This is a genomic window from Candidatus Carsonella ruddii HC isolate Thao2000, from assembly GCF_000287275.1.
Window position 1 is genome coordinate 69,680 of the sequence record NC_018416.1, and the last position, 17,404, is coordinate 87,083.

Sequence of the window (17,404 nt, forward strand, 5' to 3'; positions counted from 1 at the left end):
TATATATGAATTTTTTTTTTTATTTATTTAAAAAAATTGTTGGAAATTTTAATTATTCATTTAATAAAATAAAATTTGGTATAGATCCAACTTATTATTCTATTCATGTAGGACATTTATTATTAATAAATTTTATTTTTTTTTTAATAAAAAAAAAATTTAATTTAATTTTAATTATTGGTGATTTTACTACAATTGTTAAAAAAAATATTGAAAAAAAAAATTTAATTTTAAATTCTATATGTTTAAAATCTCAATTGAATAATATTATTGGTGAAATATTTATTTTTTTTAATTCTATATGGATAAATAAAAATAAAATTTTATTTTTTTTAAAAATATTTGAAATATTAAATATAAATAAATTTATAAAAAATAATTTTAAAAAAAAAATTATTAACAAAATAGATATAAACAATATAATTTATCCTATTTTTCAAGCTTACGATTCTTTAATTATAAATTCAAATATTGAAATAGGAGGTATTGATCAATTATTAAATTGTATTTGTGGAAGATTTTTACAAAAAATTTTTAAAAAAAAAAAACAAAATTCAATATTAATTTTTATATTAGAAAAAAATAATAAAAAAATTTCAAAATCAAATAATGAATATTTTTTAAATAATAATAATATTGATATTAATTTATTAGAAATAGTATTTTTTAATATTAAAAACTATATATTTAATTTTAAAAAAAAAAACATTTTTTTTAATTTTTTTTTTAAAAAAAATAAAAAAAATGTTTTTTTTAAAAAAAAAATTTTTATTAGTTGTTTATATAAAAACATATTTAATTTTAATAAATTTTTATTTAATAACTATTTATATAAAAAAAAAATTATTTTAAATAAAAAAATCGTTATAAAAAATTTTATTTTAAAAAAACATAAATATTTTTTTAAAAATTTAATAATTTATATTTATGATTAATAAAATTATAAAATTATCTAAAAAAAAATCAATATTTAGATTTCCTCCTGATCCAAATGGGTATTTACATATTGGTCATAGTTTTAGTATAATAATAAATTATTATTTATCATTTTTAAAAAATGGTAATTTTATAATTAGATTTGATAATTCTAATTTATCAAATAAAAAAATTAATTTTTATTATTTTATATTATATGATTTAATTTGGTTAGGTATAAAATGGCATAAAATTAAATATTTTTTAAATGAAATTAAAAAATATTTTTTTATTTTAATTTATTTATTTAAAAAAAAAAAAATTTTTTTTAAAAAAAAATGTTTTATATTTAGAATATTATTTAATTATTTAAATTATTTAAATATATTTTATATTATAAGTATAAATTTTTTTAAAAAAAAAAAAATTGGATTTTTTAAAAAAAAAAAAATTGTTTATAGAAAAAAAACTAAAAAAAAAAATATATGTTTTTTCCCTACTTATGATTTTTCACAATGTTATAATGATTATATTAATAATATAAAAACTTCAATATGCACTAAAGAATTTAAATTAAATTCTAAAATATATAATTTATTATTAAAAAATATAAAATTTAAACCAATTCAAATTGAATTTGAAAAAAAAAAAATAAAAAATAAAATAATATCTAAAAAAAAATTAAAAAAAATTTTTTTTTTAAATATATTTTATTTTAGAAAAATAAAAATAAATCAAAAAAATATAAAATTTTTATGTAATTTTATAGGATGTACTGAAAAAACATCTTTTATTAAAAATAAAATTATTATTAATTCAATATTATTAGAAAAAAATATTTTTTTTTCAAAATGTTATTTATTTATATATAAATATTTATTAAATATCAAAAAATATATATTATTATCAATTTTAAATAATAATAATAATTTAAATTTAAATTTAAATATTATTAAAATAAAAAAAAATATTAAAATTAATTTAATGTATATTAATTTTTTTTTAAACAATTTTTTTTTTTTTTTTTCAAAAAAAAAAAAATTTTTTAAATATAATTCAATAAATGAAATTATAATTTTAATAAAAATCACATTAAAAAAAAAAAAAATAAATTTAAAAAAAAAAAAACATTGTTTATATGAAAATAATTTATTTTATAATAAAATTAAATTAATAAATAAATAAAACGGAATATGGCGAAGTTTGGTAACGTACTTACTTTGGGAGTAAGTGATCAAAGGTTCAAATCCTTTTATTCCGAGCGTTTATAGCTCAAAAGGATAGAGCAGTGACCTTCTAAGTCAAAGGTTGTAAGTTCAATTCTTACTAAACGTATGGTAAATATAACTCAGTTGGTAGAGTAATGATTTGTGGCATCATTTGTCAAGGGTTCAATTCCCTTTATTTACCCTTAAAAAAAAAAAAAAAATGTTTTATATTCCTACTGTAATTGATAAAAATATAAAAGGAGAAAGATATTTAGATATTTTTTCAAAAATGTTAAAAGAAAGAGTTATTTTTTTAAATGGCGCTATAGATGATAATTTATCTTCATTAATTGTTTCTCAATTAATGTTTTTAGATTCAGAAAACAATAAAGATATAATTATGTATATAAATTCACCAGGTGGTGTAGTTTCATCTGGATTAAGTATATACGATACTATTCAATTTATAAATTCTAAAGTAATAACAATTTGTACAGGTCAAGCAGCAAGTATGGGTGCAGTACTTTTAGCATCTGGGGCAAAAGGAAAAAGATTTGCGTTTCCTAATTCAAGAATAATGATTCATCAACCTTTAGGATATGCTCAAGGACAAGCTACTGATATCGAAATTCATGCAAGAGAAATAATGATTATAAAAAAAATTTTATGTGAAATATTATCAGTTCATACATTAAATCATATAAATAAAATTTTTAAAGATACCGATAGAGATAACTTTATGGATTGTAAAAAATCCTTAGAATATGGAATTATAGATAATGTTATATATAAAAAATAATATTTTAAATTTTTTAAATTATTTAAATCCAAAAAGAATAAAAATAGAATTAGATAGATATATAGTAGGTCAACATGAAACAAAAAAAATAATTTCAGTTGGTGTTTATAATCATTATAAAAAACTACATTTATTAAAAACAAAAAATATATATTTAGAAAAAAGTAATATACTATTAATAGGTCCTACTGGATGTGGAAAAACTTTAATGGTTAAAACTTTAGCAAAAATAATAAATGTTCCAATAATAGTAGTAGATGCAACTTCTTTTACAGAAGCTGGATATGTAGGAGATGATGTAGAATCAATAATTCAAAAATTACTACATGAATGTGAATATAATGTAGAATTAGCAGAAAAAAGTATTATATATATAGATGAAATAGATAAAATTTCAAAAAAAACAGATTATAATTCAGGTAAAGATGTTTCTGGAGAAGGTGTTCAACAATCCTTATTAAAATTAATTGAAGGTGTAAATTTAACTATTAATTCTTTATTAGACAAAAAAAATCAACAACAAAATAATCAAACATTTAATTTAGATACAACTAATATATTATTTATAGCAGGTGGTGCTTTTTCAGGAATTGAAAATTTTGTATTTGATAGAATAAGTAAAGAAACATCTTTTATAGATAAAGCAGTTGATAATAATAATTTATTATTTAAAACTAATTCTGAAGATTTAATTAATTTTGGTATTATTCCTGAATTTTTAGGAAGATTACCAATTCTTGCTAAATTTAAAGAATTAAATCAATCTGAATTAATTTATATTCTTACTAAACCTAAAAATTCTTTATTAAAACAATTTTGTTATTTATTTTTAATTGAAGGTGTTGAAATTAAATTTACTTTTAATTCTATAAAAGAAATAGCAAATATAGCAATAAAAAAAAAAATAGGAGCAAGAGGATTGAAATCTATTCTTGAAATTGTATTATTAAATACAATGTTTGTTTTTCCTTCAAAAAAAAATTTAAAATTTATAATAATTTATAAAGAAGTTATAATTAATAATAAAAAACCTATATTTATATATAAATGATTTTTTTATTGATACCACATTTTTTGTAATTTGTTTTTTATTAAAAAAAAATAATAAAAATAATTTAATATGTTTAAGTAAAAAAAAAAAAAATAATAAATTTAAATATAATTTATTTTTTAATGGAACTTGTTTTTTTAAATCTTTATTTAATTCTATTATTCTTTCTAAAAAAAATATATATTTAGAATTTTATATTATAAAAAATGATTTTTTAGGAAAAAAAATGATAAATTTATTAATATATAAATCAATAAAAAATTTAATTTTATTATCTATTGATTATATTGGTACAAATATATATACAAAAAATATTAAAAAAATTTTTTTGTTAATATATAATAAAAATCATTTTTCAATTAATTTTAGAAATCATAGAAAAATAGTTTTTATAGACAATAAAAATTTATGGATTGGAGGTAATAATGTTGGTAAAGAATATATTAATATGAATCCAAATATAAAATATTGGAATGATTTCCACTGTTTAATTAGAAATGTTTATCCTAATTTTATACCTCAAAATTTTAATTTTAAACAAATAAAAAATAATTTTACTATAAAAAAAATTGAAATTTGTAAAAAATTTTTTTTTTTAAAATATGATTTAATTAATTTTATAAATATAATTATATATTTTTGTAAAAAAAATATAATTTTTATGTCACCTTATATTATATTAGATTTAAATTTAATAAAAATTATAAAAATTTTAATAAATAAAAATATTTTAATAAAATTTATTGTTTCTTACAAAACAGATAATTATTTTACTCATTTTTCTTCTTTAATTTTTTTAAAATTTTTAGTAAAATATAATGTAGAAGTTATTTTTTTAAGAATAGGATTTTATCATAGAAAAATATATATAATAGACAACATCTATGTATGTTTTGGTTCTATGAATTTTGATATAAGATCATTATATATAAATGAAGAATGTATTTTTATAATAAAAAATTTTTTTTTTTTAAATGAAGTAATTAATAATGTTAAAAAAAATTTTTTTCCGATATTTATAAGTAATAAAAAAAATTTATTTTCTTTAAAAATTATTTATATTGTATCTTTTTTAAATTATTTTATCCAATAATGTTTTATATATCATTTTTTATAATAAAAAAAATAAAAATAATAGGAAAAATTTTTTTTTTAACATTATTTAATAATTTAAATATTATTTTAAAAAATTTATTTTTTAAAATAAAACCTTCTTTAATAGGTGTTTATTATTTAAATTTAAATAATAATAATTTTGTTTTTGAAATTTGTTATTATAAAAATATTATAAATAAATTTAATAGTTTTTATATTTTTAAATCTAACGTAATATTTTTTATTAAAAACTTTTTTTTTAATTTAAATTTTTTTGAATTAGATATACCATTAATAGAAAATTATTCAAAAAATGGATCAAAGCAATTTTTAATAATTAATAAAAATAAAAAAAAAGAATTTTTTTCTTTATCTCAATCTCCTCAATGTATTAAACAATATTATATGTTTAATAATGTTAAAAAATATTTTAAAATTATAAATTGTTTTAGAGATGAAGATGAAAGATCAAATAGAATTAAAGAATTTTTACAATTAGATATAGAAATTTCATTTTCAAATTTTTTAATTATAAAAAAAATAATAAATTTATTATTTAAAACATTAATATTTTATTATATAAAAAAAAAAATTTATTTTTTAACTATTAAATATAAATATATAAAAAATTTTTTTTTTGAAAAAAAAAATTTTAAAACTCCTTATTTATATAAAAAAATTTTAATTAATAAAAAAAATATTTTTATTTTTAAAACTATAAAATTTAATTTTATTTTTAAAAAAATATTTATAAAAATAAAAAAATATATTTTTATTTTAGTTAAAAAAAAAATAAATTTTATTTTATCATTTTATTTAGATTTTTTTTTAAAATATTATAATTTATTAAATTTAAAATTAATTTTTATTTGGTATGTAAATTTTTATTATTTTAAAAATAAAAACATAAAACATCATCAATTTACATCATATAAAAATAATTTTTATAATATTAATAATTCTAAATCTTTATCATATGATATAAATTTAAACGGTATAGAGGTTGGTGGTGGTTCAATTAGAAACATAAATTTTTATATTCAAAAAAAAAATTTTTTTTTTTTAAAAGAAAAAAAATCAAAATTTTTAAATTTTTATAAAAAAAGTATACCACAACATTGTGGAATTGCAATTGGTATAGAAAGATTTTTAAGTTTAATATGTAATATAAATATTAAAAATTCAATAACATATAACAAATATAAAAAAATTATAATTTCTTCTAAAATTAATAATTTTTAAATATAAAATTTTAAATTAAAAAAATGTATAATATATATATATTAGGAAAGATGGCAGAGTGGTTTATTGTATCGGTCTTGAAAACCGAAAAAGTTAATTCTTTCCAGGGTTCGAATCCCTGTCTTTCCAAAAAAATTTATTTATCAATATTATCAATAAAAAAAAATTATATAAAATATGAGATTTTAAAAATTATATCTTCAAATTTTAATAAAATACATATAGATTGTATGGATTTTAGCTATGTAAAAAATATTTCATTTAATTATTATGAAATTATAAAAATATTATTTTTTTTAAAAAAAATTAATTTTTTAATAGAAATACATATAATGAGTAAATTTTTTAAAAATTATAAAAACAATATTAATCATTTTGAAAACAATATTTTAAAAAAAAATATATTTTCTATAGGAAATAATTTTTGTCATAATTATATATTTTATTTTAAAAAAAAAAAAAAATTAATAATGTCAGTTATACCAGGTTTTAGCAATCAAAAATTTTTGTTTAAAACTAAATTTATTTTTAATAAAGATTCTAATATAGATGGAGGTATTAAAAAAAAAATTTTTTTTTTAATTAAAAATTATTTTAATAAAATAATTATTGGTTCTGATTTAATATCAATTAAAAAAAAAATTACATATTTTTATTATAATTATAATAAAAATAATTATTTAATTTAATTTAATTTAATTTATTCATTTAATAATTCAACGTTCCCTCCTTGAGCAGTAGTATTTATAGTAACTGTTTTTTCATTAATTAATGATACTAAATAATTTGGTCCACCTGCTTTTGGTCCTGTACCAGAAAAATTACATCCACCAAAAGGCTGCATACCTACAATAGCACCAATTGTATTTCTATTAATATAAACATTACCTATATTCAATTTATTAGCAACATATTTGTAAAAAGATTCATTTCTACTATGTATTCCTAATGTTAAACCAAATTCTGAGTTATTTATATCATTAATTATATCTTTTAATTGAAAATTATTAAACATTGCTATATGTAAAATTGGACCAAATTGTTCCGATTTTAAATCTGAAATACCATTTACTTTTACTACATGAGGAAAAATATAATTATTATCATTATCATATTTATAATTATTAACAGAAAAAACATCATCTTTGTTTAAGGATTTTAAATAAGAAACTAATTTAACTTTATTTTTATTACTTATTACTGGACCTATATCGTTAGAAATATTTAAAACGTTTCCTAAAGAAAATGTTCTAATAGCGCCAAATATTAATTTTAATGATTCTTCATAAATTTCTTCATGTAAATATAACATTCTTAATGCTGAACATCTTTGACCACAACTTTTAAAAGATGATTCTAAAACATCTGATATTAATTGTTCAATTAAAGTGGAAGAATCAGCAATCATTGCATTTATACCACCAGTTTCTGCTATTAATTTATGAATAGGTCTATTATTTCTCATTAATAAATTTCTATTAATAGTATTAGCAACATTATTTGAACCAGTAAAAATTACACCATATATATCTTTATGAAAAGAAATTCTATTTCCAATTTTTGAACCAGAACCAAATATTATTTGACATACACTAATAGGTAAACCAGATTTGTATAATAATTGAAAAATTTTATATGCTATTATAGAAGTACTTTCTGCAGGTTTAGCTAAAACTACATTTCCTGATATTAAAGCAGATATAGTTTGACCACAAAAAATTGCAACTGGAAAATTCCAAGGACTAATTGTTGCAAAAACCCCTTTTCCTTCTAAATAATAAATATTGTTTTCTCCTGTGTAATTTGGTAAATTATATTTATTGTAAATATATAAAGCTTGATTAGAATAATATTTACAAAAATCAATAGCCTCTTTTATATCTGAAATTGAATCTAAAATTGTTTTACCCGCTTCTTTACAACATAAAATAATCATTTCAATAAAATTTTTTTTTAATAAAATAATAAAATTTTTTATTATAAAAATTTTTTTATTAATACTAATTAATTTCCAAAAAATAAATGATTTTTTTAAAATTTTTATTGAAAAATTAATTTTAATATCTTGTTTAACTATTCCTAAAAAAATTTTTTTGTTTATAGGAGAATAAATTTTTATATTGTTTTTTATAGAATTATTAAAAGAATAAGCTATCCAAACTTTTTTATCATAAATACATATTTTTTTATAAAAATTGTAATAATGAAATGAAATATTTAAATTATAAAATAAATGTGGTAATCTTACTCCGCCAAATAAATCAATTGAAGAAGGTAAAAGTTTATTATATTTTACTTCTTTTTTTAATAAAGGATTATTTGTTAATTTAATTATATTACAATTTTTATTAACAAGTTTATTAACAAATGATGAATTTGCTCCATTTTCAAGTAATCTTCTTACTAAATATGGTAATAAATCTTTATAAGTTCCAATAGGTGCGTATTCTCTACAAGTTATTTTATGCATATTTTTTAAAGTTTCATAAATATTATCACCCATTCCATACAATTTTTGAAATTCTAAATGTCTACCTTTACTTAATACTACTATAAAAGATATAGTTTGTATATTATGTGTTGCAAATTGTGGTAAAATTATATTATTACATTTATTTGATAATAAAAAACAAGTACATAATAAATAAGATAAATCAGTACAAAATTTTTTAATATATACTGGATACAAATTCATATTTAAAGATTGAATAAATTTTATTTCGTAATCCCAATATGCACCTTTAACTAATCTTACTGGAATTTTAGTTTGTCTCATAAATGCTATAGTTCTTAACCAATATAATGCAGGGAGAGCTCTTTTTGAATATGCTTGAATAACTAAACCAAAATTATTCCAATATAAACAATATTCAGAATAAAATAATGTATTAAATAATTCTAAATTTAATTCCATTCTATCACACTCTTCAGCGTCTATTGTTAATAAAGAATTAGCTTTTTTAACTTTTATAATCAAAATTTTTAAAATTAATGATAATTTTTTAAATACATCTTTTCTATTATAAAAAGAATACTTAGGATGAAGAGCAGATAATTTTATTGATACTGTTGGTATTTTATTTCTAGAACATCCCATAAAATTTTTTTTAATATTACTTATTAATTTTATATATTGATTAAAAAATTTATTCGCATCATAAAATGTTATAGCAGCTTCACCTAACATATCAAAAGAAAAAATTTTTTTATCTAATAACGCTTTTTGAACAGCTTTTTTAGAATTATTAGAATAAACAAATTTTTTTCCAATATTTTTCATTAAATGATTTGCAAATAAAGAAATAACTTTTCTAAAAATATATAAAAAAAATTTTTTATCATTTATTATATCATTATTATTATTATAAAATAAATTAGAAACTAAATCAATTGCTAAATTATATACAATTATTTTTAAATAATCTGAAGAATAATAATATTCCCATTCTTGAAAAAAAATTTTATCTTTAATAAAAGAATTTATTGTAAATATATCAGGAATTCTTAATAAAGATTCAGCTAAACACATCATTTGTATACCTTCTTTATTACTTAAATTATATTCATTTAAAATATTATCTACATTATCTAATAAAATTTTTTCTCTACTTTTATTTATTAAATTATTAGAAAAACTTTCTACTTTTTTAAAAAAACTCCATTTAAAAAAACAATTTTTTAAAATTTCTAATAAATAAATATTTTCATCAATTATATAATGTTTACTTACAATGTTTAATAAAAAATTAAAAATCATATTACAAAAAAATGTTAAATTGGAATTGTAATTACATACATAAACCACCTATATGGGTAAGTGAAGATTTAAGAGATGGTAATCAATCTTTAATTAATGGATATGATATAAAAAAAAAAATTAAAATTTGGAATTTATTATTAGAAATAGGTATAAAACAGATTGTTTTAGGATTTCCTTCTTCAAATAAACATGATTATAATTTTATTAATTATTTAATTAAAAATAAATTAATTCCTAATGATATAATAGTATCAATATTAATGCCATGTAAAAAAAAATTAATAGATTTAAGTTTCGAATGTGTTAAAAATATAAATAATGTTATTTTTCACTTATATAATTCTGTATCTAAAATTCAAAGAAAAAAAGTTTTTAATTTTAATAAAAAAAAAACTTTAAATTTTACTATTAATAATATAAAATATTTAATAAAAAAAATAAAAAAAAAAAATTTTTTTATTCAATACTCTCCTGAAAGCTTTTCAGATACAGAATTATTTTTTTCTAAAAAAATATGTTTTTATTATACTTATATTTGTTATATTAATAAAATAAAATCAATTTTAAATTTACCTGCTACAGTTGAAAACTGTTTATCTAATAATTATTTAAATTCTATAAATTATATAAAAAATAATATTTTTAATACAATGTTATCAATTCATATTCATAATGATATGAATTTTTCAACTTCAACTTCATTATTATCTACATTAATAAATATTAAAAGAATTGAAGGAACGTTATTTGGGAATGGTGAAAGATCAGGAAACACTTCTCTTTTAATTTTAGCTTCTAATTATTATAATTTAGGAATTAATCCAAAAATAAATTTTTTTAATAAAAATTTTTTAAAAATTTTTTTTAATGAAAAAATTTCTTTTTTAAATAGAATGTCTTGGTATAGTAGATTAAATTATACAGCTTTTTCTGGAAGTCATCAAGATGCAATTTTTAAATCTTTTTTTAAAAAAAAAAAATTTTTATGGAAAATTATATATTTACCATTAAATCCTAAAATTTATAATTTTAAATATAAAAATATAATAAAAATTAATTCTCAATCTGGAAGAGGTGGGTTAAAATTTATTTTTTGGTATAATTATAATATTTTACTTAATAAAATAATAATAAATAAAATTTATAATATTTCTCAAGATATATCAGAAAATTTAATGTGTGAATTACATAATAACTTATTATTTGTTATATTTTATAATAGATCAAATTTTATTAAAATATTAAATTTTAAAATATTAAAAATTATATATTCTTTAATTTTAAATTTTAAAATAACAATTTTTATTATAAAAAAAAATAAAAAAAAAATTTTTAAAATTATTTTTTTAAAATATGAATAATACTTATGGTGAAATTATAAAAATAACTACTTTTGGAGAAAGTCATGGTTTAATTATTGGAGCAATAATAGATGGTTATTTAAGTAATAAATATTTATTTGAAAATACTATTCAAAAAAAATTAAATTTAAGAAAACCATTTACTTCTTTTTTTTCAACACAAAGAAAAGAATTAGATAAAGTTAAAATATTTACTGGAGTTTTTAATTATATAACAACAGGTTCACCAATTTTATTGTTAATAAAAAATCATGATAATAAAAGTTTAGATTATAATAATATTTCAAAAAATTTTAGGCCCGGTCACGCTGATATAACTTATCAATTAAAATACAATTATAGAGATTTTAGAGGAGGAGGAAGATCAAGCGCAAGAGAAACTACTTGTAGAGTAGCAAGTGGAGCTATTTTTAATAATTATTTATTATCTAAAGGTATTTTAATAAGATCTTATATAAAAAAAATTGGAAATTTAAAAATAAATTTTTTTTATTGGAAAAATATTTTAAATAGATTTTTTATTAATATATTTTATTTAAAAGAATTAAAAGAATATTTAAATAATATTAAAAATACATCCAATTCAGTTAGTGCAGAAATAGTTACTATTATAAATGGTTTAAAATTTGGATTAGGAGATCCTATTTATAAAAAAATAGAATCATTATTTTCTAATTATATATTAAGTATAAATGCTGTTAAAAGTATTTTTTTTGGTATAAATTTAAAAAATAAAAATTCATATTTTATAAAAGATGAAATCTCAAAATTTGGGTTTTTATCTAATAATAATGGTGGAATACTAGGTGGAATAAGTAATGGACAACCATTAATAATAAAAATTTTATTTAAACCAACCTCTAGTACATCTAAAAATATCAGAACTATAAATGATAATTTTAAAGAAGTTTTGTCTAAAACTTATGGAAGACATGATCCATGTGTTGGTTTAAGAGCAATTCCAATTATAGAATCAATGCTATCTACTATTATAATAAATAAAATTTTTATAAAAAAAATTTATGAATAATACTTTATATGATAATATAATAAATAATCATACAATAAATATTTATGATGATTTATATTTATTATATGTAGATAAAATTTTATTACATGAAGTTACATCACCTCAATCTTTTAAAATAATTTCTAATAAATTTATATGGAATAATAAAAGTATTTTATCAACATCTGATCATAATGTTTCTACTAATATTAAAAAAAGATTTTTTTTTAATAAAAAAATAAAACAATTAAATTGTATAAAAAAAAATAAAGAAAAATACTTTTTTAAATATTTTGATTTAAATAATCCAAAACAAGGTATAATTCATATTATTGCTGTTGAAAATTCATTTTTATTACCTGGTATGATAATAGTATGTGGTGATTCTCATACAACAACAAATGGAGCAATCTCTTTAATTGCTAACGGTATTGGTACTACTGATTTAAGTATTGCAATATCTACTCAATGTATTATTCAAAAAAAATTAAAAAATTTAAATATTTTATTGTTAAATGAAAATAAAAAATTATTTTCTAAAGATTTAATATTATTTATTATAAAAAATATTTCTTCTAAAGGTGGTGTAAATTTTTGTATTGAATTTAATGGAGAAAAAATAGAAAAATATTCTATTTCTGAAAGAATGACTATTTGTAATATGTCTATTGAAGCTGGTTCAAAAATAAGTTTAATTTCACCTGATAAAAAAATAATTAATTTTTATAAAAAAAAAATTTTTAATATAAAAAAATTTATAAATTATATTGATAAAATTAAATCTAAAAAAAATTCTTTTTATCATAAAAAATATATATTTAATGTTTTAAATATAAAACCACATATAACATGGGGAACTAATTTAGATACAATAATTGAAATTGATGAAAAAATAATTAGTAACGATTTAAATATGTTAAATTATATGGGGTTAAAAAATAATGATACTTTAATAAATAAAAAAATTAATAAAATGTTTTTTGGTTCTTGTACTAATTCTAGATTAGAAGATTTATTAATTTGTGCTATATTGTTATTAAAAATAAATAAAAAAATTTCAAAAAATGTTGTAGGATATATAGTTCCAGGTACTGAAACTATTAGATTAAAAGCAGAATTTTATGGAATAAATAAAATTTATAATTATTATGGTTATAGTTGGAGAAACTCTGGATGTTCTATGTGTCTTGCAATGAATGAAGATAAATTGTTACCAAAAGAAAGATGTGTATCAACATCTAACAGAAATTTTATAAGTAGACAAGGTTATAAAGGAAGAACACATTTAGTTAGTCCTGTAATGTCTATTATTGTATCCATATATGGAGAATTTATATCATATAAAAATTACTTTAACATAATAAATGAAATTAATTTCTAATTATATATATATAAATACTAATAATATAGATACCGATATTATAATTCCTAAACAATTTCTTAGCACATTGAAACAAAAAGGATTTTCCAATTGTTTATTTTTTGATTTAAGATATATTATACTAAATAATAAAATAAAAATAAATTATGATTTTAAAATGAATACTTTAAAATCAAAAATTTTAATTACAAATAAAAATTTTGGTTGTGGTAGTTCAAGAGAGCATGCTGTTTGGGCTATTAAAGATTTTGGATATAAAATAATTATTGCAGAAAGTTATAGTAATATATTTTATGATAATTCTATGAAAAATAATTTATTATTAATAAATTTAAAATTATATAAAATAAATAATATAATAAAATATAATTTTTTATATATAAATATTTATAATCAATTTATTAGATATAATAATAATAATTACTATTATTTTTATTTAAATAATTTATATAAAAAAATTTTTATTAATAATTTTTCTATTATTGAATTTGTTTTAAAAAAAAAAAAAAAAATTATTAATTATTTAAATAAATGAATATTTTGATTCTTCCAGGAGATGGTATAGGTCCAGAAATAAGTTTACAATTGGTTAAAATTTTAAAAACTTGTATTATTTATGGTTATAAAATTAATATTTTATATAATTATATTGGAGGTATATCTATTGATAAATACAAATTACCTTTAAATGAAAACGTTTTAAATATTTGTAAAGAATCGGATGCTATTATTTTAGGATGTGTTGGTGGGTATAAATGGAATAATAATCCTATTAAACCTGAAGAAGGATTATTATTATTAAGAAAAAAAATGAATTTTTTTGCTAATATAAGACCAATTAAATGTCCATTTAAAAATATTGATTTTTTAATATTAAGAGAATTAAATGGTGGAATTTATTATGGAAAACCAAAAGGAATTTCAAAACAAATTATAAATTCAATCCCATCTTGGTATTCATATGATACAGAATTATATAATGAACAAGAAATAATTAGATTAGTTAAAATTGGATTTAATTTATCATTAAATAGAAAAAAAAAAATTACTTCAATAGATAAATCTAATGTATTGAATTCTTCTAAATTATGGAGAAAAATAGTAAATTTTGTTTCAAATCAATATAAAGAAATTTTAGTTAATCATATTTTTATAGATTATGCAACTATTGAATTAATTAAGAATTTTAAAAATTTAGATATAGTAATTACTAATAATATTTTTGGAGATATATTATCAGATGAATGTAGTTTATTAACTGGTTCATTAGGAATGTTACCTTCTATATCATTAAATAATAAATCATTAAGTTTATTTGAACCTTGTCACGGTAGTGCTCCAGATATAGCCGGTAAAAATATAGCAAATCCTATTGGTATTTTATTATCTTTAGTTATTATGTTAGAATATTTATTTAATAACATTTTTTTATCAAATAAATTATTTTATTCAATATATAAAGTTTTATCATATGGATTTTGTACATTAGATATGAAAAAATATATAAAAAATTTTAAATTAGTAAATACTAATGAATTTGGTGATTTAGTAAATTATTATTTTTTTTATGATTAAAATTGGAATAATTGGTTGGAGAGGTTTAGTTGGATCTGTTTTAATAAATAGATTAAAAAATAGTTTTATAAATAAGTACAGTAATTTTTATTTATTTTCAACTAAAAAAATTTTTTTTAATTATAATATATACAACGCGTTTGATATAAAATTATTATATAATATGGATATTATTATATCTTGTCAAGGAAGTGAATATACAAAAATAATTTTAAAAAAAATTTTATTATTAAATTGGAAAGGATATTGGATTGATGCATCTAGTTATTTACGTATGTATAATGAATGTGAATTAATATTAGATCCTATAAATAAAAAAAGTATTTTAAATAATATTAAAAAAAAAAAAATTTTTTCTGGAGTAAATTGTACTGTAAGTTTAATGTTAATATTATTAAAAAAATTAATAAAAATTGATATTATTGATTGGATTGCGAATTCAAGTTATCAAGCTGTATCTGGAGCAGGATCTTATTTAATAAATAAATTAATTAAAAATATAAAAAATTCAAATAATTTAGAAAATGATTTAATTAAAATTGAAAAAAATAATAAAATTAATTTTTTTAAAGAAAATCCATTATTATTTAATGCAATTCCTTGGATTGATAAAAAAGTAAATTTTAGTCAAACTAAAGAAGAATGGAAATCTCAATCAGAAGCAAATAAAATTTTAAAAAAAAATATTAAAATTGATTCTAATTGTGTAAGAATATCATCTTTAAGATGTCATTCACAATACTTTATTTTAAAACTAAAAAAAAATATAAATTTAAATGATTTTTATTATTTATTAAATAATGATTTTATTAAGATTATAAAAAATAACGAAAAATATGTAAATAATTTGACCCCATATAATATAAGTGGTAGTTTGGATATTTTTGTTGGTAGAATAAAAAAAAGTACTTTTAATAATAAAATTTTTACTATGTTTAGTATAGGTGATCAATTACTATGGGGTGCTGCTGAACCTTTAAAAAGATTTTTAGAAATTTTAATACAAAATTTAATTTAATGTTTAAATACATATGTAAAATAATAAATAATAATTTTAATTTAATTTTTATTAAAAATTTTTATAATAATTATAATAAAATTATTTATTATAAAAAAAATAAAATTTATTTTTTAAATTTAAAAATTCCTTTTATTAATAAAAATTGTAAAATAGATAAAATAATAAGTTCAATAAAATCAACTTTATTAGATAAAATTTATTGTTGTTTAGAAAGAATTATAGAAAATTATATATTAAAAATTCAAACAATAAATTTTTTTTATGAAGAAATAACAATTCCTATAATAATAAATTATTCAAATTTATTATATTCAGGTCAAATACCATATTTTTATAATAATTTATTCAAAATAGAAGAAAAAAAATTTTTAATACCAACTTCAGAAGTTGTTTTAAATTCTTTGTTATTTTTTAATAAAAAAAATTTTTTTCCGATTAAATTAATTTGTAATAGTTATTGTTTTAGAAAAGAAATTGGAAAATTTGGTAAAGAAAATTCAGGTTTAAAACGTCAACAACAATTTAAAAAAATTGAAATATTTCAATTTTTTTTAAAAAATGATTCTTTAGAAAGAATTTATTCTATTTGTAGTAATATAATTTTTATCTTAAACAATTTTAAAATAAAATTCAGAATAATTAAAATAAATAATTTAGAATTGAATAAAAATTCTTATTTATCTTTTGATTTTGAAATTTGGGATTATTTTAATAATATTTGGATAGAAATATCTTCAATTTCTCTTTGTTTAAATAATCCTTTTTTATTATATTTTAAAAAAAATAATTATACAATTAATGCATCATGTTTACCTTTAGGAAGATTAATTTATTTTATTTTTTTATATTATAGAATAAATAATTTTTTAATAAAAATTCCAAAAATATTAAATAAATATTTAACCGATCTGTTGAAATGGTAAACATACAAGATTTAGAATCTTGAGCGAAAGCTTAGGGGTTCAAGTCCCCTGTTCGGTATTTTTT

At 15.8% G+C, this 17,404-nt stretch carries 15 protein-coding genes and 5 tRNA genes; 19 read left to right on the forward strand and 1 reads right to left on the reverse strand.

Features of this window, described 5'->3' with window-relative positions:
- Positions 1-5 precede the first annotated feature (5 nt).
- The 11 genes from A353_RS00430 (at position 6) to A353_RS00480 (ending at position 6,999) form a co-directional block, all read left to right on the forward strand.
- Positions 6-935, forward strand: a complete 930-nt coding sequence (locus tag A353_RS00430; protein ID WP_014887236.1) for a nucleotidyl transferase family protein — start codon at positions 6-8, stop codon at positions 933-935.
- Positions 928-2,100, forward strand: coding sequence for a glutamate--tRNA ligase family protein (locus A353_RS00435; RefSeq protein WP_014887237.1), 1,173 nt, complete (start codon positions 928-930; stop codon positions 2,098-2,100). The genes A353_RS00430 and A353_RS00435 overlap by 8 nt, the downstream gene beginning before the upstream one ends.
- 2 nt (positions 2,101-2,102) lie before the next feature.
- A tRNA-Pro gene (locus A353_RS00440) sits at positions 2,103-2,176 on the forward strand.
- Positions 2,177-2,250, forward strand: a tRNA-Arg gene (locus A353_RS00445). It abuts the tRNA gene before it with no gap.
- Positions 2,251-2,252: 2 nt separating this feature from the next.
- A tRNA-His gene (locus A353_RS00450) sits at positions 2,253-2,325 on the forward strand.
- A gap of 18 nt (positions 2,326-2,343) precedes the next feature.
- Positions 2,344-2,922 (forward strand): ATP-dependent Clp protease proteolytic subunit, encoded by a 579-nt coding sequence (locus tag A353_RS00455; protein ID WP_014887238.1) that lies wholly within the window; start codon positions 2,344-2,346, stop codon positions 2,920-2,922.
- The gene (gene clpX, locus A353_RS00460; protein ID WP_014887239.1) at positions 2,903-3,973 is read left to right on the forward strand and encodes an ATP-dependent Clp protease ATP-binding subunit ClpX; all 1,071 of its coding nucleotides are present in this window, start codon (positions 2,903-2,905) and stop codon (positions 3,971-3,973) included. Before A353_RS00455 ends, clpX begins: the two co-directional genes overlap by 20 nt.
- 226 nt (positions 3,974-4,199) lie before the next feature.
- Positions 4,200-5,066 carry a phospholipase D-like domain-containing protein gene (locus tag A353_RS00465; RefSeq protein ID WP_014887240.1) on the forward strand — a complete coding sequence of 289 codons (867 nt, stop codon included), beginning with the start codon at positions 4,200-4,202 and terminating at the stop codon, positions 5,064-5,066.
- A complete protein-coding gene (locus A353_RS00470; protein ID WP_014887241.1) occupies positions 5,066-6,310 on the forward strand; it encodes an amino acid--tRNA ligase-related protein in 1,245 nt (414 codons plus the stop codon). Before A353_RS00465 ends, A353_RS00470 begins: the two co-directional genes overlap by 1 nt.
- Before the next feature lie 44 nt (positions 6,311-6,354).
- Positions 6,355-6,439: transfer RNA gene (locus A353_RS00475), tRNA-Ser, on the forward strand.
- 17 nt (positions 6,440-6,456) lie between these two features.
- Positions 6,457-6,999, forward strand: a complete 543-nt coding sequence (locus A353_RS00480; protein ID WP_279358710.1) for a beta/alpha barrel domain-containing protein — start codon at positions 6,457-6,459, stop codon at positions 6,997-6,999.
- An 11-nt stretch (positions 7,000-7,010) separates the two neighbouring features.
- Here the strand turns inward: A353_RS00480 and putA are convergent, their stop codons facing one another.
- Positions 7,011-10,067, reverse strand: coding sequence for a bifunctional proline dehydrogenase/L-glutamate gamma-semialdehyde dehydrogenase PutA (putA, locus tag A353_RS00485; protein ID WP_014887243.1), 3,057 nt, complete (start codon positions 10,065-10,067; stop codon positions 7,011-7,013).
- A gap of 11 nt (positions 10,068-10,078) precedes the next feature.
- Here putA and A353_RS00490 point away from each other — a divergent pair, with 11 nt between their 5' ends.
- The 8 genes from A353_RS00490 to A353_RS00520 all read left to right on the forward strand — a co-directional run bounded on the left by A353_RS00490 (position 10,079) and on the right by A353_RS00520 (position 17,398).
- Entirely contained in the window at positions 10,079-11,431 is a 1,353-nt protein-coding gene (locus A353_RS00490) for a 2-isopropylmalate synthase (protein ID WP_014887244.1), read from the forward strand.
- Positions 11,424-12,461: a chorismate synthase gene (gene aroC / locus A353_RS00495; RefSeq protein WP_014887245.1), complete on the forward strand. Its 1,038-nt coding sequence runs from the start codon at positions 11,424-11,426 to the stop codon at positions 12,459-12,461. The genes A353_RS00490 and aroC overlap by 8 nt, the downstream gene beginning before the upstream one ends.
- Positions 12,454-13,821 carry an aconitase family protein gene (locus A353_RS00500; protein ID WP_014887246.1) on the forward strand — a complete coding sequence of 456 codons (1,368 nt, stop codon included), beginning with the start codon at positions 12,454-12,456 and terminating at the stop codon, positions 13,819-13,821. Before aroC ends, A353_RS00500 begins: the two co-directional genes overlap by 8 nt.
- Entirely contained in the window at positions 13,805-14,356 is a 552-nt protein-coding gene (leuD, locus tag A353_RS00505) for a 3-isopropylmalate dehydratase small subunit (protein ID WP_014887247.1), read from the forward strand. The genes A353_RS00500 and leuD overlap by 17 nt, the downstream gene beginning before the upstream one ends.
- Positions 14,353-15,396 carry a 3-isopropylmalate dehydrogenase gene (gene leuB, locus A353_RS00510; RefSeq protein WP_014887248.1) on the forward strand — a complete coding sequence of 348 codons (1,044 nt, stop codon included), beginning with the start codon at positions 14,353-14,355 and terminating at the stop codon, positions 15,394-15,396. The genes leuD and leuB overlap by 4 nt, the downstream gene beginning before the upstream one ends.
- Complete coding sequence (locus tag A353_RS00515; RefSeq protein ID WP_014887249.1) at positions 15,389-16,414, forward strand: aspartate-semialdehyde dehydrogenase; 1,026 nt, start codon at positions 15,389-15,391, stop codon at positions 16,412-16,414. The genes leuB and A353_RS00515 overlap by 8 nt, the downstream gene beginning before the upstream one ends.
- A complete protein-coding gene (locus A353_RS01140) occupies positions 16,414-17,340 on the forward strand; it encodes an aminoacyl--tRNA ligase-related protein (RefSeq protein ID WP_014887250.1) in 927 nt (308 codons plus the stop codon). The genes A353_RS00515 and A353_RS01140 overlap by 1 nt, the downstream gene beginning before the upstream one ends.
- Positions 17,320-17,398: transfer RNA gene (locus tag A353_RS00520), tRNA-Leu, on the forward strand. The genes A353_RS01140 and A353_RS00520 overlap by 21 nt, the downstream gene beginning before the upstream one ends.
- The last annotated feature ends 6 nt before the right edge of the window (positions 17,399-17,404 follow it).